This is a genomic window from Serinicoccus sp. CNJ-927, assembly GCF_001942435.1.
Classification (GTDB): domain Bacteria; phylum Actinomycetota; class Actinomycetes; order Actinomycetales; family Dermatophilaceae; genus Ornithinicoccus; species Ornithinicoccus marinus.
Genome location: NZ_MKKF01000044.1, coordinates 46,078 through 65,688 on the forward strand (window position 1 = coordinate 46,078; position 19,611 = coordinate 65,688).

At 71.3% G+C, this 19,611-nt stretch carries 23 protein-coding genes and 2 pseudogenes; 11 read left to right on the forward strand and 14 right to left on the reverse strand.

The features are described 5' to 3' along the window. Window positions 1-3: 3 nt before the first annotated feature. Together moaA and BJF86_RS11355 are read right to left on the reverse strand one after the other, a co-directional pair. Complete coding sequence (moaA, locus tag BJF86_RS11350) at window positions 4-1,029, reverse strand: GTP 3',8-cyclase MoaA (RefSeq protein WP_075819031.1); 1,026 nt, start codon at window positions 1,027-1,029, stop codon at window positions 4-6. Continuing rightward, window positions 1,029-1,553, reverse strand: coding sequence for a molybdenum cofactor biosynthesis protein B (locus BJF86_RS11355; protein WP_075819033.1), 525 nt, complete (start codon window positions 1,551-1,553; stop codon window positions 1,029-1,031). Before BJF86_RS11355 ends, moaA begins: the two co-directional genes overlap by 1 nt. A 730-nt stretch (window positions 1,554-2,283) precedes the next feature. On the opposite strand from BJF86_RS11355, the gene BJF86_RS11365 reads away from it, so the two are divergent. Next, window positions 2,284-3,060: an SDR family oxidoreductase gene (locus tag BJF86_RS11365; RefSeq protein WP_075819037.1), complete on the forward strand. Its 777-nt coding sequence runs from the start codon at window positions 2,284-2,286 to the stop codon at window positions 3,058-3,060. Between the two features lie 83 nt (window positions 3,061-3,143). After that, complete coding sequence (locus BJF86_RS18980) at window positions 3,144-3,329, forward strand: hypothetical protein (protein WP_237768190.1); 186 nt, start codon at window positions 3,144-3,146, stop codon at window positions 3,327-3,329. A gap of 300 nt (window positions 3,330-3,629) precedes the next feature. Here the strand turns inward: BJF86_RS18980 and BJF86_RS11375 are convergent, their stop codons facing one another. From BJF86_RS11375 to BJF86_RS11410, 8 genes and pseudogenes are all read right to left on the reverse strand, one after another. Beyond that, window positions 3,630-4,262 (reverse strand): PfkB family carbohydrate kinase, encoded by a 633-nt coding sequence (locus BJF86_RS11375; protein WP_237768191.1) that lies wholly within the window; start codon window positions 4,260-4,262, stop codon window positions 3,630-3,632. 23 nt (window positions 4,263-4,285) lie between these two features. Further along, window positions 4,286-4,477, reverse strand: a pseudogene (locus tag BJF86_RS19385) (PfkB family carbohydrate kinase); the annotation flags it as partial. Beyond that, on the reverse strand, window positions 4,477-5,499 hold the full coding sequence (locus BJF86_RS11385) for an SIS domain-containing protein (RefSeq protein WP_075819043.1): 1,023 nt from the start codon (window positions 5,497-5,499) through the stop codon (window positions 4,477-4,479). The pseudogene BJF86_RS19385 and the gene BJF86_RS11385, both read right to left, overlap by 1 nt. 59 nt (window positions 5,500-5,558) lie before the next feature. Further along, window positions 5,559-6,599, reverse strand: a complete 1,041-nt coding sequence (locus tag BJF86_RS11390; protein WP_075819045.1) for a Gfo/Idh/MocA family oxidoreductase — start codon at window positions 6,597-6,599, stop codon at window positions 5,559-5,561. Beyond that, window positions 6,596-7,366: an amino acid ABC transporter ATP-binding protein gene (locus BJF86_RS11395; protein ID WP_075819047.1), complete on the reverse strand. Its 771-nt coding sequence runs from the start codon at window positions 7,364-7,366 to the stop codon at window positions 6,596-6,598. Before BJF86_RS11395 ends, BJF86_RS11390 begins: the two co-directional genes overlap by 4 nt. Beyond that, window positions 7,363-8,157 carry an amino acid ABC transporter permease gene (locus BJF86_RS11400; protein WP_075819049.1) on the reverse strand — a complete coding sequence of 265 codons (795 nt, stop codon included), beginning with the start codon at window positions 8,155-8,157 and terminating at the stop codon, window positions 7,363-7,365. Before BJF86_RS11400 ends, BJF86_RS11395 begins: the two co-directional genes overlap by 4 nt. An 84-nt stretch (window positions 8,158-8,241) precedes the next feature. Further along, window positions 8,242-9,123 (reverse strand): ABC transporter substrate-binding protein, encoded by an 882-nt coding sequence (locus BJF86_RS11405; protein WP_075819051.1) that lies wholly within the window; start codon window positions 9,121-9,123, stop codon window positions 8,242-8,244. Between the two features lie 28 nt (window positions 9,124-9,151). Beyond that, window positions 9,152-10,279, reverse strand: a complete 1,128-nt coding sequence (locus BJF86_RS11410) for an NAD(P)/FAD-dependent oxidoreductase (RefSeq protein ID WP_075819053.1) — start codon at window positions 10,277-10,279, stop codon at window positions 9,152-9,154. 117 nt (window positions 10,280-10,396) lie between these two features. Here BJF86_RS11410 and BJF86_RS11415 point away from each other — a divergent pair, with 117 nt between their 5' ends. Beyond that, on the forward strand, window positions 10,397-11,461 hold the full coding sequence (locus BJF86_RS11415; protein WP_075819055.1) for a LacI family DNA-binding transcriptional regulator: 1,065 nt from the start codon (window positions 10,397-10,399) through the stop codon (window positions 11,459-11,461). 36 nt (window positions 11,462-11,497) lie between these two features. On the opposite strand, the gene BJF86_RS11420 is transcribed toward BJF86_RS11415, so the two are convergent. From BJF86_RS11420 to BJF86_RS11435, 4 genes and pseudogenes are all read right to left on the reverse strand, one after another. Beyond that, window positions 11,498-12,961, reverse strand: a complete 1,464-nt coding sequence (locus tag BJF86_RS11420; RefSeq protein WP_075819057.1) for a protein adenylyltransferase SelO — start codon at window positions 12,959-12,961, stop codon at window positions 11,498-11,500. A 25-nt stretch (window positions 12,962-12,986) separates the two neighbouring features. Continuing rightward, window positions 12,987-13,352 (reverse strand): annotated as a pseudogene (locus BJF86_RS11425) (DUF2252 family protein); the annotation flags it as partial. 969 nt (window positions 13,353-14,321) lie between these two features. Continuing rightward, on the reverse strand, window positions 14,322-15,065 hold the full coding sequence (locus tag BJF86_RS11430; protein WP_143553822.1) for a hypothetical protein: 744 nt from the start codon (window positions 15,063-15,065) through the stop codon (window positions 14,322-14,324). Window positions 15,066-15,221: 156 nt separating this feature from the next. Continuing rightward, window positions 15,222-15,575 (reverse strand): hypothetical protein, encoded by a 354-nt coding sequence (locus BJF86_RS11435; protein WP_075819063.1) that lies wholly within the window; start codon window positions 15,573-15,575, stop codon window positions 15,222-15,224. A 148-nt stretch (window positions 15,576-15,723) separates the two neighbouring features. Here BJF86_RS11435 and BJF86_RS11440 point away from each other — a divergent pair, with 148 nt between their 5' ends. From BJF86_RS11440 to BJF86_RS11470, 8 genes are all read left to right on the forward strand, one after another. Next, complete coding sequence (locus tag BJF86_RS11440) at window positions 15,724-15,948, forward strand: hypothetical protein (RefSeq protein WP_075814566.1); 225 nt, start codon at window positions 15,724-15,726, stop codon at window positions 15,946-15,948. A 127-nt stretch (window positions 15,949-16,075) separates the two neighbouring features. Further along, a complete protein-coding gene (locus tag BJF86_RS11445; protein WP_321166183.1) occupies window positions 16,076-16,483 on the forward strand; it encodes a VOC family protein in 408 nt (135 codons plus the stop codon). 234 nt (window positions 16,484-16,717) lie between these two features. After that, window positions 16,718-16,858, forward strand: a complete 141-nt coding sequence (locus tag BJF86_RS17975) for a hypothetical protein (RefSeq protein WP_158068412.1) — start codon at window positions 16,718-16,720, stop codon at window positions 16,856-16,858. A 31-nt stretch (window positions 16,859-16,889) separates the two neighbouring features. Next, on the forward strand, window positions 16,890-17,801 hold the full coding sequence (locus tag BJF86_RS11450; protein WP_075819065.1) for an alpha/beta hydrolase: 912 nt from the start codon (window positions 16,890-16,892) through the stop codon (window positions 17,799-17,801). After that, entirely contained in the window at window positions 17,798-18,190 is a 393-nt protein-coding gene (locus tag BJF86_RS11455) for a PH domain-containing protein (protein ID WP_075819067.1), read from the forward strand. Before BJF86_RS11450 ends, BJF86_RS11455 begins: the two co-directional genes overlap by 4 nt. Before the next feature lie 45 nt (window positions 18,191-18,235). Continuing rightward, a complete protein-coding gene (locus tag BJF86_RS11460; RefSeq protein WP_075814743.1) occupies window positions 18,236-18,451 on the forward strand; it encodes a DUF2945 domain-containing protein in 216 nt (71 codons plus the stop codon). A 25-nt stretch (window positions 18,452-18,476) separates the two neighbouring features. Further along, window positions 18,477-18,899 carry a hypothetical protein gene (locus tag BJF86_RS11465; RefSeq protein WP_075819069.1) on the forward strand — a complete coding sequence of 141 codons (423 nt, stop codon included), beginning with the start codon at window positions 18,477-18,479 and terminating at the stop codon, window positions 18,897-18,899. Between the two features lie 274 nt (window positions 18,900-19,173). Beyond that, window positions 19,174-19,593 (forward strand): DoxX family membrane protein, encoded by a 420-nt coding sequence (locus BJF86_RS11470; RefSeq protein ID WP_022925139.1) that lies wholly within the window; start codon window positions 19,174-19,176, stop codon window positions 19,591-19,593. The last annotated feature ends 18 nt before the right edge of the window (window positions 19,594-19,611 follow it).

Here is a 19,611-nt window from a genome sequence, read left to right on the forward strand (position 1 = left end):
GTCTCAGCCGCCGATGGCGCTCATGGGCCGGGGCGGCTGCAGGAAGTCGGGTTGGTTGATGCCGTGCCCGGGCAGCTTGGCGGTGATCGAGGCCCGGAGCAGCGCGGCCAGCTTGTCGTCCGGGGCGCCCTCGCGCAGGGGGGTCCGCAGGTCGGTCTCCCCGGCGGCGAAGAGGCAGTTGCGGATCATGCCGTCGGCAGTGAGCCGCACCCGGTCGCAGCTGCCGCAGAACGGCATGGTCACCGAGGCGATGGCGCCGACCGTGCCCAGCGGCTCGACCTCGGGGCCGGCCCCCCACGGCCGCACGTCGAAGAGCTCGGCCGGTGCGCTGCCGCGCGCCTCGTCCGGCTGAGGGGTGAGGTCGTAGCCGGTGCGCAGCTTCGCGAGGATCTCCTCGCCGGTGATCATCTGCGAGCGGTCCCAGCCGTGCTGGGCGTCCAGCGGCATCTGCTCGACGAAGCGCAGCTCGTAGCCGTGCTCCAGGGCAAAGGTCAGCAGCGCCACGACGTCCTCGTCGGCGTCGTTGATGCCGCGCATGAGGACGGTGTTGATCTTCACGGGGACCAGCCCCGCCTCGGCGGCGGCGTGGATGCCCGCCAGGGTGTCGGCGAGCCGGTCCCGCTTGGCGAGGGCGATGAACACGTCGCGGCGCAGGGTGTCGAGGCTGACGTTGACCCGGGTCAGGCCGGCCTCGCGCAGCGCGGCGGCCTTCTTGGCCAGGCCGATGGCGTTGGTCGTCATCGAGATCTCGGGAGCTGGGTCCAGCGCGGAGAGTCCGGCGACGACGTCGACCAGGTCGCGGCGCAGCAGCGGCTCCCCGCCGGTCAGCCGGACCTCGTCGATGCCCATGGAGACCGCGACGCCGGCGAGGCGCACGACCTCCTCCGTGGTGAGCATCGTCGCCCTGGGCAGCCAGGGCACTCCGTCCTCGGGCATGCAGTAGGTGCAGCGCAGCGAGCAGCGGTCGGTCACCGAGATGCGCAGGTCAGGGTGCACCCGGCCGTAGCCGTCGACCAGAGGGTCCCGCATTAATGATCGCCACCGACCACTTGTTCGACCAGGTGGCCGAGGAGCGGCCCGATGATGTCCATCCCCTCGGTCACGGCCGCGGGACGGCCGGGCAGATTGATGACGAGCGTGCCACCGACGCCGCGCTCGGCCGGCCAATCGACGACCCCGACCACGCCGCGGGACACCGCCGCGAAGGGGGTCTGCCGGGAGCCCTCCCGGCGCATCAGCTCGGCCATGCCCGGGTTCTCCCGGGTGATGACCTGACGGGTGCCCTCCGGGGTGAGGTCGCGCGGACCCATACCCGTGCCGCCGGTGGTCACGACGAGGCGGGCTCCGTCCTCGACGGCGTCGCGCAGCGCCCCCGCGACCGACTCGACACCGTCCGGGACGACCATCGGGGACTCGACGGCATACCCCAACTCCCGGAGAGCCACCGTGAGGCGGCGGCCCGACTCATCTGCGCGAAGCCCGTCGGAGGACCGTCCCGACACCGTAATCACTGCTGCCGTCCTACTGGCTTGCGACGCGTCGTGTGAGCACACTCCTCGACCTTAACGGGCTCCGACATCGGACTCCTGAGCGCCTCTATCGATACGTGAGTGGCCGCTGCGCCATCACTCGACGAACACACTTGGGCGTTGCGCACTTCCAGCATTGACGGCCGGGTAAGCACGATGGCCGTCCTGTCGAGTGGTCCAAGGTGTGAAGGCGCCGTGACCGGCCACGGCCTAAATATCTGCCGCTCACCTCGGTCGGGATGAGAGTCCAGCGCCCATACCGTCGTGGTGCCGGTGCTAGTAGCTGCTGACCTGTCGGCCCGGCCCTTCTGGGAAGCCCTCGAGGGGTGGCTCGACGGTGTAGCCGAGTCCGGCCAACGTGTCGGCGGCGTGCTTCTGGTTGTCGCGTATTGCGGCGGCAAGTTGGTGATGGCGCCAGTCCACTAATAATATGGAGACTCCATGAGTGCAAGGTTCGAGCGTGACGGCCTGTCGCTGTGGTATCGCTTCACCTGGAGGGTCAAGTACACGTTGCTGATCTTCTTCGGCCCGCCCCGCCTGGATCCGCGCCAGGACCCTCAGATTCGCATGGAGCGGGCCCGAGCTGCGAAGGTCGCGGAAGCGCGGGCAGCGCGAATGGCGGCAGGACTCAGCGACACTGCATGACTGCTCGGTGCTCGAACTCGGTGATGTCGGAGCACTGCCGATCCCTGGCCCACCTCGTAAGTTGGGTCGGGCCGTCTCATCACGAGCGACGGCAGGAGAGGAGCACAGCATGCTGAAGGGCAAGGTCGCACTGGTGACTGGTGCGGGGTCCGGCATCGGTGAGGCGAGTGCACGGGCACTGGCCGCGCAGGGAGCGGACGTGACCCTGGTCAGTCGCACCCGGGAGGAGCTGGAGGAGGTCGCGGCCGACCTCGAGGCCGGCGGTAGCCAGGCCCTGGTGGTGACCGGGGACGTCAGCGACGAGGACGACGCGCGTCGGATGGTGTCGGAGACCATCGAGCGCTTCGGCAGGCTCGACGTCGTCGTCGCCAACGCCGGGGTCAACGGCACCTGGGCCGGCATCGAGGACCTCGAGGTCGACGACTTCCGGTCCACCATCGACATCAACCTGGTCGGGACGTTCCTCACCATCAAGCACGCGGTGCCGCACCTGGCCGACGGCGGCGGCTCGGTCGTCGTGGTCTCCTCGGTCAACGGCACGCGGATGTTCTCCAACTCCGGCGCCACGGCATACTCCGCGAGCAAGGCAGGCCAGGTCGCCATGACCAAGATGCTGGCCGTCGAGCTCGGGCCGCGCTGCATACGCCTCAACGTGGTGTGCCCCGGGGCGATCGACACCGAGATCGACGACAACACTCGGGCGGCGAACGAGGATGTGAAGATCCCGGTCGAGTTCCCGCAGGGCGAGATCCCACTCACTCAGGGGACTCCTGGCTCGGCGCAGCAGGTGGCCGAGCTGGTGACCTTCCTCGCCTCGGACGCGGCCGGCCACATCAGCGGCACCGAGGTGTGGGTCGACGGGGCGCAGTCGCTGCTGCAGGGGTGACCGGGGGGCGGGGACCGTCAGCACTCAGCGGAGCAGTCCTTCCTGGACCCACGGGCCTGTGTCGACCTGATCAGGCACTGACGGTGGAGTGCGGCAGCGCCATGATCGGGCTCGTGGACGGTGATCCAGCACTGCACGCCTATCTCAGCTACTCGGACGCCCAGGTCGGGCCGAGACGGCTGGAGCAGGTGGGGTTCAGCGTCGTCGCGCGTCAGGACGGCGACGGCGGTGCGGTGGGGAGACGTGGTGCTGATGGTCGCCAGTGCTGACGACGACTACGACGTTCCCCGTCTCCGGGGTCGCAGCACAGGCGGTGGCCTGTACCTCTGGCTCTCCGACCCGAGCCAGGTCGACGAGTGGTATGCCCGTGCGCTGTAGGCAGGTGGCACCCAGGTGTGCGCTCCCGAGGAGACCGAGTGGGGGACCCGACGTGCGCGGGTCCTCGACCCAGAGGGCCACGAGTGGAGCGTCGGGGCATACCGGCCGGGCGCTTCCTGGGAACAGTGATGCTCTTCCACGGCGATGGATGCGCTCCCACACCACGTCAACGGCCTGAGGCGTCGCGACCGTCAGCCGGGAACGTGTCCGTGCAACCCCTGTGCAGTCGCATCCTCGTCGACGAGAGCACGCCCGTGCCCGAAACCTCCCTGCTCGAGGCACGCCTCGGCACCTGAGTGCGCCGCGTGGGTCGCCAGCGCCTCGAGGGGTTCGCCGGCCACCACTCCGACGAGGGCACGGGCGATGAAGGCGTCACCTGCCCCCAGTGTGTCCACGGCCGTCACCTCACGCGGGGCGGCTCGGACCATCTGACGACCGTCCGAGACCAGGGCGGGGGAGCGGCCGCGCGTGAGGACGACCCAGCTGGCGCCGCGGTCGTGCGCCCACCCGACGGCGTCTATCGCCTCGGCGTCGTCGAGCGACGCCCCGGAGAACGCGGCGACGGTCACGTGTCTGAGCAGGTCCTCGGTCTCAGGCGTGTCGAGGCGTTCGTCGAAGTCGTAGGACACCGCCACGCGGCGCGCCAGTGCCGCGATGACCTCGTCGAGCTCGCTGCAGTAGCTCACGTGCGCCAGGTCGTACGTCGCAACGAGGTCCAGGTCTGCGGCCCGCGGGGCGAAGACCCGGACACCCTTGTCGGTGGAGCCGAAGTAGCGGTCACCGGCGACGTGGCGCACCACGGTCCGGGAAGTGCGGCCGGGCACGACCCGGACGCGCTGGTGTCGACACTCTCGGCGGCGAGCGCGTCCAGCAGCACCTGGCCGCGCTCGTCCTGCCCGACCTGACCGATGTATGCCGTGCGAGCGCCGGCGCGGGCGGCGCGGACGGCAACGTTCACGCAGTTCCCGCCTGGGAACATCACGCCTTGGTCCACGTAGCAGTCGGTGACGTTGTCGCCGATGGCCGCGATACGGACCATCAGTAGTCGACCTTCCACATGTAGCGGCGCTCGCTCAGGGCGTGGCCGGACCACGCCTCGAAGTGCTCCGCCAGCCGGCCGACGATGGTGCTGGCCATGACCAGGGTGCCGACGAAGGGTCGCATCGCCTCCGGCACACCGGGCAACGTCAACCGAGCGCCGTCCACGACATGCACCTTGTCGCTGTAGCGCTCGAGGAACCGGATGACGCGCTCGCCCATCGGCCGGGTGGTGTCCTCGCCCGTCAGGACGATGACCGGAAGGTCCTCGGTCACCATCTCGAAGGGACCGTGCAGGAACTCGCCGGAGCCCACCGCCACCGCGTGCTTCCACTGCATCTCCTGCAGGTAGCACATGGCGAGGGTGTCGGCGGCCGACTCCAGAGGGCCGGAGCCGACCACGTAGACCACCGGCTCGGCGTGCAGGGCTGCGGCGACGCGGTCGAGGTCGGCATCCATCTCGTCGATGGCCGTGCGGAAGGCCGCGGGCGAGGCCTGCAGCGCGGTCATGGCCTCGGCGTGCTCCGGCGCGGCACCGAGGGCGTCGAGCAAGGACCAGCCGAGGAGGGCCAGGACGACCTGCTTGGCCTCGATGCCCTGGTGCAGCACCAGCTCGGGGCACGCCTGCCCCACGACGCTGGCCGGGTCCTGGGTGATCCCCAGGATCTGCGCGCCGACCTGGGTGGCGAGCTCGGCGGCACGGGCCGTCTCCGCGGTCCCACCGTTGGTGCTGCTGATGACGACCAAGGAACGGGCACCCAGCGCCGCGGGACGGCGGGTGAGCAGCTCGTCGGCGTTGACGGTGAAGCAGGGGATCGGGCTGCGGTCCAGCAGAACCCGCAGAGGGCCGAAACCGAAGAGGGAGCCTCCGCAGCCGACGAGGAAGATGTTGTCGACGCCGGCCGCGACGGCGCGCTCGACGTGCGCCTCGACCTCGGGGCGCCGGGCGAGAGCGGCCTCGATGCGTGCCGCGAAGTCCTCGGGCACGGCGCGGACGGGCGCGGTGGGGGTGGTGACGGACATGGTTGACCCTTCTGTGAAGTGGTGGGGAGGTGGCGGTGGGTGGTCAGGGGGATGAGCGGTCAGCCAGCGTGCCGCACGGGGAACCGCCGGTGCAGCGACTCGATGAGCTCGATGACGGCCAGGCTGTCGCGCGGGTCGACGGGTGGTGGTGCGCCGTCCTGGAGGGTGGCGGCGAGCCCCCGGTAGAACGCGGCGTAGTCGCCGGGCTGGGTCGCGACGGGACTCTCCGACCCGGTGCGGCCGAGGGTGCCCCAGCCGTCTCTCGGCTTCTGCCCGAAGCCGGGGTCCGTCGGTCTCGACCCCGCCTTGAGCGAGGCCTCCTGCGGGTCCAGGCCCGACGTCGTGTAGCCGGCTTCGGAGCCCAGCACCCGGAAGCGGGCACCGAGCCGGGGTGCCAGGCTGCTCATCCATAGGTGGGAGACGACCCCGCCGGTATGCCGTAGGGCCACGAAGGCGTCGTCGTCGGCTCCCTCGCCGGGCCGGTACCGTACGAGCTCGGCGTGGCTGTCCTCGACCGGCCCGAAGAGCTGGACCGCCTGGTCGATCAGGTGCGGGCCGAGGTCATACAGGATTCCGCCGCCCTGGTCCGCCGGTGCGCCGGCCTTCCAGGCCTTGGTCTCCTCGGGCTTCCACCACTCGAACCGGGACTCGAACCGCCGGACCGTGCCCAGCGCGCCCTCCTCGACCAGGTGGCGGAGGGTGAGGTAGTCACCGTCCCAGCGTCGGTTCTGGAAGACGCTGAGAACCCGTCCGGCCTGGTCGGCATGGTCGATGAGCTCGCGCCCCTCCTGCGCCGTGACGGACAGGGGCTTGTCGACGACGACGTGCAGGCCGGCGTCCAGCGCGGCGTGAGCCTGGCCGGCATGTCGTGCGGGCGGTGTCGCCACCACGACGAGGTCGAGGTCCTGGGCCCTTTTGAGCAGCGCGTCGAGGTCGGTGACGACCTGGGCGTCCGGGTGGTCCGTGGCTGCGTGGGCGGCCCGGTCGTGGTCGCCGGTCACGACGGCGGTGATGTCGAAGGCCGGGTCGGCTCCGAGGAACGGTGCGTGGAAGACGCGACCAGCCGTGCCGTACCCGATGATCCCGGTGCGGATGCTCATAGCACCTCCGAGAGGAAGGTCCGCAGCCGTCGGCTCTGCGGCTGGTCGAACAGCCGCGCCGGGGGTCCGGCCTCGACGACCTCGCCTTCGTCCATGAAGACCACCTGGTCGGCGACCTTTCGGGCGAAGTTCATCTCGTGGGTCACCACGACCATGGTCATGCCGCTGTTCGCCAGCGAGGCCATGAGGCGGAGGACCCCCTTCACCAGCTCGGGGTCCAGCGCGCTGGTCACCTCGTCGAAGAGCATCACCTCGGGCTGCATCGCCAACGCGCGGGCGATGGCCACCCGCTGCTGCTGTCCGCCGGACAGGTCGCGGGGCCGGTGGTCGGCCCGGGGGCCCAGGCCGACCTCGTCCAGCCGCTCCCGCGCCACGTCCAGGGCGTCCGCCTTCGGCACGCCCTTCACCTTGTGCAGCGCCAGCGCGACGTTCTGCAGGGCGGTGTGGTCGGGGAAGAGGTTGAAGTGCTGGAACACCATGCCGATGCGCTGGCGCAGCCGGTCGGGATGGACCTCGAGGGCGCTCTCTCCCGCGATGAGCACGTCTCCGGAGGTCGGCTCGTGCAGGCGGTTGACCCCACGCAGCAGCGTCGACTTGCCCGAGCCGGAGGGCCCGATCACGCAGGTGGTGGTCCCGGCGGGGACGGTGAAGCTGACGTCGCGGATCACCTCGAAAGAGCCGTAGGCCATCCGCAGGTCGACCAGGTCGAGGCTGGAGCCGCGGTAGGTGACGGTGTCGGCCGTCCGGCCGGTGGTCGTGGCGCTCATGTGTTCTCTCCGTGGACGAGGGGGTCGACGTCGTGGTCCATCTCGTGGACCTCCTTGAGCCCGCTGGTGGGGCCGGCGGTCGGCCGCCGGCCGGTGCGGAACCGGTTGTCGAAGTAGTTGACGAGGTGCGTGAGGGGCACCGTGATGACCATGTAGAACGCTCCGGCGAGGACCAGGGGCGACAGGTTCCCGGTGAGCACGGCGGCGTCCTGGCCGACGCGGAACAGCTCGCGCTCGGACACCAGGAGGCCAAGGAAGTAGACGAGGGAGGAGTCCTTGACGATGGCGATGAACTGGTTCACCAGCGCCGGGAGGACGCGGCGCACGCCTTGCGGCACGACGACCAGGCGCATGGCCCTGGGCCAGCTCATGCCGAGGGCGCGGCACGCCTCGAGCTGACCCTTGTCCACCCCCTGGATGCCGGCCCGGAAGATCTCGCCGATGTAGGCCGCTGCGATGAGCGAGAGGGCCAGGATGCCCAGCGGGTAGGGCGATGGCCCGAACACCGACTGGCTGAACCGGGCGAAGCCCTGCCCGATCAGCAGGATCGTGAGGATGGCCGGCAGGCCGCGGAAGATGTCGGTGTAGATGCGCGCAGGCAGCCGCAGCCAGATGCTGCGGGAGATGCCCATGATGGCCAGCACCATGCCGAGCACCAGCCCGATGACGGTGGCTGCTGCCGAGATGATGAGGGTGTTCTTCAGGCCGGTTCCCAGCATCTGCGGGAAGACCAGCCACATGGCGTCGAAGTCGAGGAAGGTGCGCCGCAGCAGCTCCAGCCAGTCGGTCATGGGTGGCTCCTTTGCCGTTCGTGGACCCGCAGGTCCCGGGCCGGCCGGACGGGATGACGTCCGGCCGGCCGTGGGGTCAGGGGGTCAGGGCGTGGTCGTCTCGCTGGCGTCGTCCGAGCCCTGCTCCGAGGACGGCAGGTACTGGTCGGGCATGGGGGAGCCCGGGAACCACTCCTGGTAGAGGTCGCGCCAGGTGCCGTCCTCCATCTTCTGCTCGAGGCAGGTGTTGAGCGCCTCGCGGAAGTCGTCGTTGCCCGGCTTCAGCGCGAATCCGGCGGGGGCGTCGAAGGAGGGGATGTTGATCGCCAGGTCCACGTCGTACTGGGTGGCGTACTGCTTGGCCGCCTCGTAGTCGGCGAAGTGGGCGCCGATGGTGCCGCTGTTAAGCGCGGAGATGCCGGCGTTGTTGTCCGGGAACCGCACGAGCTCGACGTCGGGGAAGTTCTCGGCGGCGTAGGTCTCCTGGAGCGTGCCCTGCACGACACCGAGCCGCTGCCCGGCGAGGTCCTCCGGCTCGGTGATGCTGGCACCCTCCGGCGTGATCACGGTGAGGTAGCCGGCGAGGTAGCCGTCGGAGAAGTCCACCGTCTGCTGGCGCTCCTCGGTGATGCCGATGGCGGCCACGCCGACGTCGAACTGGCCGTTGGCGACGGCGGGGAGGATGGCGGAGAAGTCCTGCCCGGTGAAGACGACGTCGTCGATGCCGACGCACCCGGCGACCTCCTTGAAGAACTCCACGTCGAAGCCGGTGAACTCGCCGTTCTCGTCGGTGAAGGTATAGGGCCGGGCGTCGCCCATGCTGGCGACCCGGATGGTGCCGGGATCGATGAGGTCGAAGTTCTCACCCTGGTCGGCGGCGGCGCTGCTGCCCGGGGTGCTGTCGTCCCCGCTGCAGGCGGAGAGGGCCAGCGTGGTGGCGGCGAGCAGGGCGGCGCCCCGGGCGAAGCGGGAGGTGGTTCGCATCATGGTGGTGTCCGATCTCGTGGGTGGGTGGTCAGGCCGCGAAGCGGTCGGGGCGGAAGGAGCTGAGCAGGGGGTGGGGCGTGGCGGTGACGATCTGCCGGGCGAGGAGCTCCCCGACGATGAGCGCGAGGGTCGCGCCGGAGTGGGTGAAGGCGACGTGGTAGCCGCGGACGCCGGGCACCTCGCCCACGACGGGCTCGCCGTCACCCGGGATGGGCTTGGGCCCGACGCCGTAGGAGGCGAGCTCCAACGTCGGGTTTCCGGCGAGCACGCGCGAGCCCTCCTTTAACAGCCCGCTGATCGTGGTGTCGCTGACCTGGTGGGTGCCGTCCTCGCGGGTGACCACCTCGCGCTCGGACCAACCCGCGTCCATGACGAGTGACCCGTCGGGCGTCGGGCGGATCGCGACCCGCGGGGTGTTGAGGACAGCGCGCAGGGCGGCGTCGACCGGTGGCGTGCGCACCAGCAACGACACCGGGGTGGCGTCCGGTATGTCGACCCCGAGCTCGGCGAGGGTGGCCGGAACGGCGGGGCCGGTGGCGAGCACCGCCGCGTCGGCCTCGTACATGTCGCCGGAAGCCGTCCGGACACCGCTCACCGCGCCGTCGCTCACGACGACGGTGGATGGGCCGGCATCGGTGACGACGGTTCCGCCGGCGGCGACGAGCTCATCGACGAGGTGGTCGACCAACGGGGGGAGCTCGACCCAGCCCTCGCTGGGGTTGAAGATCGCGCCCTCGTCGGGGATGGCCGCCGGGTCGACCCCTGGGATGGTGGCGGCGACCTCCTCACGACTGAGCCAGCGGGCGTCATACCCGTTCTGCCGCATGTGGTCGAAGTCCGCCTGGTGCTTGTCCGGCTGGCCGGATGGCGCCCAGGTGAGCCCGCCGTCGAACCGGAGCCACGCGCCCACGTCGTTCCGGGAGGCGAGGCTGCGGTAGCGGTCCAGGCCCAGCATGCGCAGCTGGTGGTAGGGCTCGCCGCGACGACCGTAGGAGTTGAGCCAGGAGAGCGAGCGACCCGAGGCGCCGCTGGACGGCTTGGCGTCCGTGATGAGGGTGACCTGCGCCCCCTCTTTCGTCAGGGCTGCGGCGGTCGCGGCTCCGAGGACGCCGGCGCCGACGACGGCGACCCGGGAGGCGTGCACGCGTTCTGTCATCTGGTTCTTCCTCTGCATGAGTGGTTGAGAACGTTCTCAAGTGGACGAGGTGATAACGTTCTCACCACGGTCTGCGGATCGTCAAGGGGTCGGTAGACAATTTTTTGGAGGGCCGCCATGGGCAAGGGACGCACACGACGCGACCAGGTCTCCATACCGCAGGTGGCACAGGCCGCCGGAGTGTCGACGGCGACGGCGGGCCGTGCGCTGGGGGGCTACGGGTCGGTCAGCCAGGAGGCCCGGGAGAGGGTGCTGGCCGCGGCCGCAGAGCTGGGCTACCAGCGCAACGACCTGGCCAGGGCGATCATCACCGGCCGCAGCGACACCATCGGCCTGGTGGTGGCAGACATCGAGAACCCGTTCTTCGCCGCGGCGGTGCGCGGTGTGAGCGATGCGGCCCGGGCCGGGGGGTACGAGGTGCTGCTCGCCAACACGGACGAGGACCCCGCGCGGGAGCGGTCGGCGGTGGACGTCCTGCTCGCCAAGCGGGTCGACGGGCTGATCGTCGCCCCCACCGCGGGCAGCGCGGAACACCTGGTCCGCGCGCAGCGATCGGGCTGCCCGGTCGTTCTGCTCGACCGGCGCGCCGAGGGTGTGGAGCTCGACACGGTGCTGGTGGACAACGACAGGGCGAGCGCCGACGTGGTGGCCCATCTCCTCCAGGCCGGGCACCGGAGGATCGCGCTGGTCACCGGCGGCATGCGCGCCGCGGACCCGGTGGCGTCCGACCAGACCGGCGTGTCGACCGGTCGCGACCGAGTCGAGGGTTTCCTCCGCGGGATGCGCGATGCAGACATCCCGCAACCGGAGCGCTACCTGAGGACGGCTGCCGGCACTCCGGAGCGAGCCTATGCCGCCACCCGCGACCTGCTGGCCACGGCCGAACCCCCCACAGCGCTATTCGCCTCCGACAACCGCGTCGCGCTCGGGGTCCTGCGGGCCGTCCGCGAGGCCTCGCTGCGGGTGCCGGACGACATCTCGCTCGTCGCGTTCGACGACGCCGACTGGACGCGGGTCGTCACCCCCGCGATCACCGTCGTCTCCCAGCCCGCCCAGGCGCTCGGTCAGCGCGCCGGCGAGCTTCTCATCGCTCGCATAGCCGGCTCCGAGGAGCCGCCCCACAGCGAGCTGATGCCGACCACGTTCGTCGAGCGGGAGTCCGTCGCAGCGCCCTCGAGTTGACGACTGCTTGGTCCTGCGGGCTCGGTATGCGGTGAGTCAGGTGCCGCAGTACGTCCGGTAGCGACCGAAGTCGGACGGCGCAGGCTCGGCATACCGCTCGAGGCCGGGGCGCTCCCGGTAGGGGTCGGTGACGGCGTGCAGGAGCCGGACCATCGGCTCGAGGTCACCATCGCTGCCGGCTGCGAGAGCTTCCTCGACCAGGTGGTTGCGGGGGATGTAGACGGGGTTGACCCGGTCCATCTGCTCGGCGCGCGGATCGAGGGCGAGCCACCGCTCGGCCCAGGCGTCGAAACCCGCCAGATCCACGAAGAGGCTGCGGGCCGGCTCGGCGTCGCCGCGGACCGCGTCGCCGAGTCGGCGGTAGAAGGAGGTGTGGTCGACATGGTTGTCCTGCAGCAGGCTCAGCAGCTCGGCGACCAAGGGCTCGACGACCTCGACGCTCACCGAGTCCGCCAGGCCCAGCTTGGCCCTCATGCCGCTCGACCAGGCCGATGCGAACTGCGCAGAGAACGTGCCGAGGGAGCCCATCGCCAGATCGACCGCCTGCTCCTCCTCGGTGTGCAGGAGGGGGAGCAGCGCCTCGGCGAGGCGAGCGAGGTTCCACCGGGCGACGCCGGGCTGGTTGCCGTAGGCATACCGGCCGCCGGTGTCGATCGAGCTGTAGACCGTCGCCGGGTCGACGGCCTCCATGAAGGCGCAGGGGCCGTAGTCGATGGTCTCCCCGGAGATCGTCATGTTGTCCGTGTTCATCACCCCGTGGACGAACCCGACGAGCATCCACCGGGCGACGAGCTGTGCCTGGCCGACGACGACCGCCTCGAAGAGCGCGAGGTAGGGGCTCTGAGCCGCGGCGGCGTCGGGGTGGTGGCGGCGGATCGCGTGGTCGGCGAGGCGGCGCAGGAGATCGGTGTCGCCGGTGGCGCGGGCGTACTGGAAGGTGCCGACGCGCAGGTGGCTGGAGGCCACCCGCGTGAGCACCGCTCCGGGCAGCAGCGTCTCGCGCTGCACCGGACGTCCGGTGCCCACCACGGCCAGGGACCGTGTGGTCGGGATGCCCAGAGCGTGCATCGCCTCGCTGATGACGTACTCGCGCAGCATCGGACCGACCGCTGCCAGTCCGTCACCGCCCCGGGCGAAGGGCGTGCGACCGGAGCCCTTGAGGGCGATGTCGACCTTCCGCCCCGCCGTGTCGTCGACCTCGCCGAGGAGGAGGGCGCGGCCGTCGCCCAGGCGGGGGGAGTAGCCGCCGAACTGGTGCCCGGCGTAGGCCTGCGCCACCGGGGTGGCGCCGTCGGGGACGAGGTGACCCGTCAGCAGGCGCAGACCCTCAGGACTGCGCAGCCAGGACGGGTCGAGGTCCAGCTCGGCAGCCAACAATTCGTTGAGCACCAGGAGCCGGGGGTCCGGGGTGTCGTCGGCCTGCCACGGCACGGCGAGCTCCCCCAGCTCACGGGCGAACTGTCGGTCGAGGGACACGGTCTGCCGAGGCACGACACTCATCCATCGAGCGTAGGCGAGAGACCCCTCAGGGGCGGAAGGCGGAGCTCGCGCCGTCCAGCGCGCCCTCCTGGACGGGGAGCTCGCCGCGGGTGACCGCGGCCAGCAGCTGCTCGTGGTCGGCCTCGGTCTGGTCGGCATACAGCCGGGCGAACATGCTCAGGGCGACGTCCACCTTGTCCGAGCCACCGGCATACCCCGCGATCATCGATGCCCCGCTGGTGCGGGAGTGCCCCTTGGCGAGCAGGTGACCGACGATGCCGGCGTAGTCGGCCAGCGCCGGCGCGTCGATCGCGTCCAGGGGGATGGTGCCCTTGCTGTTGCGGAACTGTCGCACGTAGTAGGTGTAGTCCTCGCCGACGGTCGCCCACCCCAGCAGCGGGTCGCTGACCGCTCTCCGCCGTCGCCGTCACGCCCGCTGTCCCCGTCGTCCTCGTCGCATCCGGTCCATTCGGCCCACGCGCTGCATGCCGCACCCTCCGGGACGCCACGGCATGCACCCCTGACGGTGGCGGCTCGGGTTGCCAGACCCGGACGGCTGCCTAGGGTCGAGGGGTGAGGACACAGCGGGGAGAGAGTCGGTCCGGCCGTGCGCGTGGGCTCAGCCCGCGGGGCCCAGTGCGACAGGAGGGGCGGCCATGATGTCGTCAGGACAGCGGGCAGAGGACCCGCCCGAGCGGGAGCTGCTGCAGATCTACCTGGAGGACCACCTGACGGGTGCCACGGGGATGGTCCAGCGGCTCACGATGATGCACCAGAACTACGGTGACCTGCCGGTCGCCGGGGAAGTCGCCCAGCTGCTGCAGGAGGTGAGCGAGGACCGCAGCCGGCTCGTGGCGGTCATCAGGTCGTTGGGCCTGGAGCGCAGCGGCGCCAAGCTGCTGCTGGCCCGCACCGGGGAGCTGGCCGGGCGGCTCAAGACGAACGGCCGCCTCCGGCGTCGCTCACCGCTGACGCCCCTTCTGGAGCTCGAGCTGGTCCAGTCGGGCATCAGCGGCAAGTCCGGGTTGTGGCGCTCGCTCACCGTCCATGCCGACAGCCTGGCTTGGACGCCGAGGAGTTCAGGAGTCTGGAGAAGCGGGCCTACCGGCAGCTGGACGACGTCGTGGCCGCCCACCGCCGGCTCACGCGTGAGGCGTTCAGGGCGGACAGTTCGGCCGCAGGCTGAGCCACGGTCGGCACCGGTCGTGACCCGGTCCGGTCCGCCCCTGGTTCGCCCGGCCGGGGAGGGTTCGCCCACCTCGGAGCGTCGTCGTCCTTGGCCTGCGCGCGGTCGTGGCCCCTCAAGGGCCACCACCGCACACGGACCCAGCCCGTCGAGCACCTACCTAGCGCCACCGCGCCCGGACGGGCCGGCCGACGCTCAGGCCGGGGTGAACCCGAAGCCGGTGACGGTGACCTCGAAGGGCGCGGTCGCGGTCTCGTCGTCCTCGTTGGCCGAGGTCACCCACAGGTTCACGTGCACGCGCTCGGCAGCGGGGACCGGCAGGGCCGAGCTGTCCACGCGGGAGGAGGCGATGAGCGTGGTCGCGGCGGTGGCACCGGCATACGTCGCGAAGGACACCGAGCCCGGCCCCCACGTCATCGTCGACCGGAAGACCCGCAGGCCCGTGGGCGGGGACTCGTGGTGGCTGAGCACGTTGGTCGGTCCCGGCAGCCAGTAGCCGGCCGTCAGCCGCGGGGCGATGCCCGGGACGCCCCAGGCCGAGATCTCGCCGGCGTCGATCTCGTTGTGACTCGCGTCCCATGGGTGGGTCGAGTCGTAGGTGAACAGGTTGCCCCACACCACCGACTGCGACACCACGTCGAAGTCGGCCCGGCAGTCGAGCGAGTAGCTGCCATAGCCCCAGCCGGTGCGCGTCGACAGCAGCTCGGCCGCCACCGGTGACCCACCTGGGTTGGAGAGCCGCAGCGTCACCGTGCCGTCGCCGTTGAGCACGACGTTGTCGCCGGACCACTGGCCGTTGTAGTGCGGTGCACCCGGCCAGGTGCGGCGCAGCCAGTCGTAGCCGCTGAAGGAGAAGTCGCCCGCGCCATGTTGCCTCGCCGTGTCGTGAGACTCTTCTCCCGCAGGAGAGCGGCATGCGCGGTGGCCAAGACGAGTCATGAGGCGCCAGCCAGGATGCACGAAACGGTCCGGACGTCTCTTGTTGGGCTGTTTGTGCAGGTCAGCGCGTTGCAGTAGGGAGTCTTGTCAACAGGTTGATGGACGATGTCCCCGCGCCGCTCCAGCACCTAGGCAGAGACGGGTGTGCAACGAGAGTCAGCGACCTCGACGGTCTAGCAGCAACGCCGCTGTATTCAGGGCACCCCATGCCAGCGGCACGCCCGCAAGCTTGCCGCGCGCCGACTCCGGCCCGGTGGAGCTCAGGATCGCCGCGTCACCCACGTCCCCACTGATGCGCAGCACGGCGGCGACGGGCGCCATACCGGGCACGAAGGCCAGCGCCGACGTGCTCAGGTCGCGCACGGCATACGTCCACGCGAGCCGGTCCGTCTCACGGGCGGCTTCGCCACTCTCTTCCAGCGCGTGAGAGAGGTGATGTGGGCGGAGGGCGGCGAAGACGGCATACCCCGCGGTGCCCAGCGCCATGGCCTTGGTCAGCGGATAGCTCATCGCTCCAAGGTAGGACCGCCCGTTGCGTCTCACCCGGCGGAGCGCTCCACGGGCAGACCAGTGCCAGCCGTCTCACGCTGCGCCCCGCCACACCCCGGGTGACGATGGAGGCTCCCAACCCCGCGACCCCTACCCAAGGAGAAGCACCATGCTCAGCACCCTCTCGTCCTACGGGGTCCGCTCGGACCACTGCTACGTCGCCGGCTTCGCCTCGATCGGCCTGTCCTTCGTGAGCCACTTCATCTCGCGCGGCAAGGCCGACGACAGCAAGGCCCAGGCCGACCGGTGGGGCCTCTTCGTCGGGGAGTGGGCGCCGACCTTCTTCGCGCTCGGGGTCGCCCTCAAGCTCGAGGAGTCGACGACCGTCCTCTGACGCCACGTCGGGCACCGAGGCGACGCCTCGGGGCTCGCTCGAGTGTGCCCTGCCAGGCCTGACCTGGCAGGGCACACCTGTTCACCGAGGTCGTCAATGTCCCGCTGTCCACCGGCGCACCACCCCCGTGCCTGGATCTCGACATGCACGACTCGCGGTCGCAGACTGGCGCCATGGACATCACCATGCGGGTCGTCGTCTTCGACGCGGCGGACCGGAGACCGAGGCCACGTTCTGGGCCACCCTGCTGGGCGGCACCGTCGACCACGAGGAGGACGACTGGTGGTCGGTCCGCGTCGGCGACGACGAACCCGTCTGCGTCCAGCTCGCCCCGGACCACCAGCCGCCGCAGTGGCCCGACGGCCTGCCGCAGCAGGTCCACCTCGACCTCGTTGTCCCTGCGCTCGGCCCCGCGCACGACGAGGCCATGGCCGCTGGAGCGACGCTGCTCCAGGCGGCCGACCAGCCCGACGCCGAGCACGGCTTCCAGGTGTATGCCGACCCCGCGGGCCACCCGTTCTGCCTCTGCTGGTGAGTCGGTGACCCACCTCGGGGACGAGGAGCGGCGGCGCCGGATCGCCGTCCGCCACGGGCTCCACCCGCAGCACCGGTATGCCGACGCCCTAGCCTGCGCGCGGAATCGCCGCGCTGCACGCCACCGACGCCTCCACGACCTGGCGCTCGCCGCCCGTGTCGAGGGACCACGCCCGGGCGCTGGCTCGGCGACGTCGAGCCCGACCTGCGCGCGGAGGAGGGCTACGCGCACCTGGTGCAGCGCTACCTGCGCGCCTTCGGCCCCGCCACCGGCGCGCTCGCCGCCGAGGCGGGTCGCCTCACCGACTGGCTCGACGGGCGGGTCGTCAGCGACGTCTACGCCGCCAAGCAGGCCGCCGGCCAGGTGCTCGGCTGAGGGCGGGCGAGCCCGCGCATACCCTGTCGTCATGGACATCCGCGACCTGCGCCCGGAGGAGGGCGAGGGCGACCCCGCGCCCCCGACGCACCTGCCGCCACTCACCGGCCAGCACGTCGCCGGCGCGCGCAGCTGGACCGGGCTGACCTACGCGATCCTCTACGGCTACCGCTACCTCACGCTCGACCTGCACGTCCCCGAGGGCGTCGAGCGGCCGCCGCTGGTGGTCTGGATCCACGGCGGCGGGTGGAACGAGGGCGACCGGCGCTACCTCCCGCTGTGGTGGCCGGAGCAGTCGCTCTTCGAGAAGGTCGTCGCCTCGGGGATGGCGGTCGCGACCATCGACTACCGGCACCTGCGCGAGGCGGTCTTCCCCGCGTGCGTCCACGACGTGCACGCGGCGGTGCGCTACCTCGTGCGGTATGCCGACACCCTCGGCGTCGACGCCTCGCGCCTGGGGTTGTGGGGCGAGTCGGCGGGCGGTCACCTCGCGTGCCTGGCGTCCTTCGTGCCGCCCCGCGTTGCCGCTGATGAGGTGGTGGACGGGGTGGACCTCGTCGGATCGGTCGGGGTCGGCGGACCGCAGCCGACGCCCGAGGCGCTCGTCTCCTGGTATGCCCCGAACGAGCAGTTCCGCGACTTCCTCGCCGGGTGGGACGGGCAGGGCGCCGACCCGGTGATCGTCGACGCGCTGCTGCCGGTGTCGCAGGTCAGCGCTGCTGCGCCGCCGACGCTCGTCGTGCACGGGACCGACGACCAGGTCGTGCCGCTCGCCGACGCCCACCAGATCCACGGGGCGCTCCGCGATGCCGGGGTCGAGGCGGAGCTGTCGGTCGTCGAGGGTGCGGACCACTGCTTCGTGGGGCGGCCGATCGGGCCGATCCTGGACGAGTCGGTGGCCTTCCTGGCGCGGCACCTGGGGGCGGAGGGGGCGGCCCGATGACGTGGACCCGGCACCGGCCCAAGGCGCTGTCCTGGGCGCTGCTGCTCGCCTTCGTGCTGGTCATCGGGTTCACAATCGCGCGCTACGTCGGTGGCGAGGTCTCCGTCGGTGACGACGTGCTCGGGCTGGTGCTGCGATTGGCGGTGCTGGTCGTGGTGGTCGTCGCCTACCTGCGCTCCGGCGGCAGCACGACCGCCTCGACCGACGGGCTCGTCGTGCACAACGGGGTGCGCGCCACCGAGGTGCCCGCCGCCGCGATCAAGGGCGTCGAGGAGGACCCACGCCGGGGTGGGGCCGTGGCGACGCTCGCGGCCGGGGGAGCGGTCGAGCTGCCCGGCGTGCCGGCCGCCGACGTGCGCCAGGTGCGGCGCGCGCTCAAGGGGCGCTGAGGCGACCGCCGGGGCACACTGGGAGCCCCGACGAGAGGAGTGGTCATGGCGATCAGGACAGGCACGACGGTGCGCTGGGAGTGGGGCGACTCGCACGCCGAGGGCACCGTCACCGAGGTGCACCACGACAAGGTCAGCCGGACCACCAAGGGCAACACGGTGACCCGTAACGGCAGCGAGGACGACCCCGCCTACGTCATCGAGCAGGACGACGGCACCACGGTGCTCAAGCTGCGCAGCGAGGTCGAGCGCGCGGAGTGAGCGGGCGGCATACCTCTGCAGGCGCGTGAGTGCCCCCGACCCGGCGCGGGAGTGGCTCATGCAGCCGCGCTGGCTGCCCACGATGCGCGCCGCCATCGGGGTGGCGGTGGTGCTCAGTGCGGTCGCCGCGCTCGCCCTCGCGTGGCCCTGGCGGGTGGTCGAGGTCGTGCTGGCGCTGCTGTGGCTCGGGTATGGCGTCTTCCTCGTCTGGGCGAGCCGGCGCGAGCGCAGTGGCACCCGGCTGGAGCAGGACGCGCTGGTCGTGACCGCGGGGCGTGAGGTGGAGCGGCTGACCCGGGCGGACATCCTCGACCTGCGCACCGACCAGCCGGGGGAGCGGGCCTGGCGGGTCCAGGCGGTGCACCGGGACGGACGGCTCATCACGCTGCTCGCCGTGCCGCCGGGAGAGCTGGACCGGCTGCGGCGCTGGCACGTGGGCGCCGAGTGACCGTGGATCTCTGGCCATGGGCGGACTCTCACGGTCGGTGGCGCTGCGGGCCGGGCCGGGTGACCGTGGTTCTGCTGCCATGGGCGGACTTCCACGGTCGGTGGCGCTGCGGCCGGGCCGGTGACCGTGGTTCTCCTGCCATGGGCGGACTTTCACGGTCGGTGGCGCTGCGGGCCGGCTGGGTGACCGTGGATCTCCTGCCATGGCCGGACATCCGCAGTCAGGCGGTGGGGTCTGTGGCGCGCCTGTCGGTGGGTCCGCATACGCTCACTGCATGAGCATCGGGAGCATCGCGCGGACCGTCGGCCGGCTCGCCCTGGGCGGCACGCTGATCTTCACCGGGGTCTCGCACCTCACGGTGGCACGCGAGGAGTTCCAGGCGCAGGTGCCCTCGTGGGTGCCCGTCGACCCCGACCTCGTCGTGGTGCTCTCTGGCGTGGCCGAGGTCGGGCTCGGGGCGGCGCTCGTGGCGCTGCCGCGGTGGAAGGTGCCGGTCGGGTGGGCCACCGGGGCCTTCTTCGTCGCGATCTTCCCAGGCAACATCGCGCAGTACGTCGAGGGCAAGGACGGCTTCGGCCTCGACACCGACCAGGCGCGGCTCACCCGGCTGTTCTTCCAGCCGGTGCTCGTCGCCTGGGCGCTGTGGTCGACCGAGGCGTGGAAGACGTGGAGGGAGGGGCGCAAGAACAGCTGACGGGTATGCCCGGGTCGG

What these genes read in the sequence shown, in the direction of transcription:
- moaA (WP_075819031.1), bottom strand. Translation starts at nt 1,029, where the DNA reads ATGCGGGACCCTCTGGTCGACGGCTACGGCCGGGTGCACCCTGACCTG.
- BJF86_RS11365 (WP_075819037.1), top strand. Translation starts at nt 2,284, where the DNA reads ATGCTGAAGGGCAAGGTCGCACTGGTGACTGGTGCGGGGTCCGGCATC.
- BJF86_RS11385 (WP_075819043.1), bottom strand. Translation starts at nt 5,499, where the DNA reads ATGTCCGTCACCACCCCCACCGCGCCCGTCCGCGCCGTGCCCGAGGAC.
- BJF86_RS11390 (WP_075819045.1), bottom strand. Translation starts at nt 6,599, where the DNA reads ATGAGCATCCGCACCGGGATCATCGGGTACGGCACGGCTGGTCGCGTC.
- BJF86_RS11395 (WP_075819047.1), bottom strand. Translation starts at nt 7,366, where the DNA reads ATGAGCGCCACGACCACCGGCCGGACGGCCGACACCGTCACCTACCGC.
- BJF86_RS11400 (WP_075819049.1), bottom strand. Translation starts at nt 8,157, where the DNA reads ATGACCGACTGGCTGGAGCTGCTGCGGCGCACCTTCCTCGACTTCGAC.
- BJF86_RS11405 (WP_075819051.1), bottom strand. Translation starts at nt 9,123, where the DNA reads ATGATGCGAACCACCTCCCGCTTCGCCCGGGGCGCCGCCCTGCTCGCC.
- BJF86_RS11410 (WP_075819053.1), bottom strand. Translation starts at nt 10,279, where the DNA reads ATGACAGAACGCGTGCACGCCTCCCGGGTCGCCGTCGTCGGCGCCGGC.
- BJF86_RS11415 (WP_075819055.1), top strand. Translation starts at nt 10,397, where the DNA reads ATGGGCAAGGGACGCACACGACGCGACCAGGTCTCCATACCGCAGGTG.
- BJF86_RS11420 (WP_075819057.1), bottom strand. Translation starts at nt 12,961, where the DNA reads ATGAGTGTCGTGCCTCGGCAGACCGTGTCCCTCGACCGACAGTTCGCC.
- BJF86_RS11430 (WP_143553822.1), bottom strand. Translation starts at nt 15,065, where the DNA reads ATGACTCGTCTTGGCCACCGCGCATGCCGCTCTCCTGCGGGAGAAGAG.
- BJF86_RS11435 (WP_075819063.1), bottom strand. Translation starts at nt 15,575, where the DNA reads ATGAGCTATCCGCTGACCAAGGCCATGGCGCTGGGCACCGCGGGGTAT.
- BJF86_RS11440 (WP_075814566.1), top strand. Translation starts at nt 15,724, where the DNA reads ATGCTCAGCACCCTCTCGTCCTACGGGGTCCGCTCGGACCACTGCTAC.
- BJF86_RS11450 (WP_075819065.1), top strand. Translation starts at nt 16,890, where the DNA reads ATGGACATCCGCGACCTGCGCCCGGAGGAGGGCGAGGGCGACCCCGCG.
- BJF86_RS11455 (WP_075819067.1), top strand. Translation starts at nt 17,798, where the DNA reads ATGACGTGGACCCGGCACCGGCCCAAGGCGCTGTCCTGGGCGCTGCTG.
- BJF86_RS11460 (WP_075814743.1), top strand. Translation starts at nt 18,236, where the DNA reads ATGGCGATCAGGACAGGCACGACGGTGCGCTGGGAGTGGGGCGACTCG.
- BJF86_RS11470 (WP_022925139.1), top strand. Translation starts at nt 19,174, where the DNA reads ATGAGCATCGGGAGCATCGCGCGGACCGTCGGCCGGCTCGCCCTGGGC.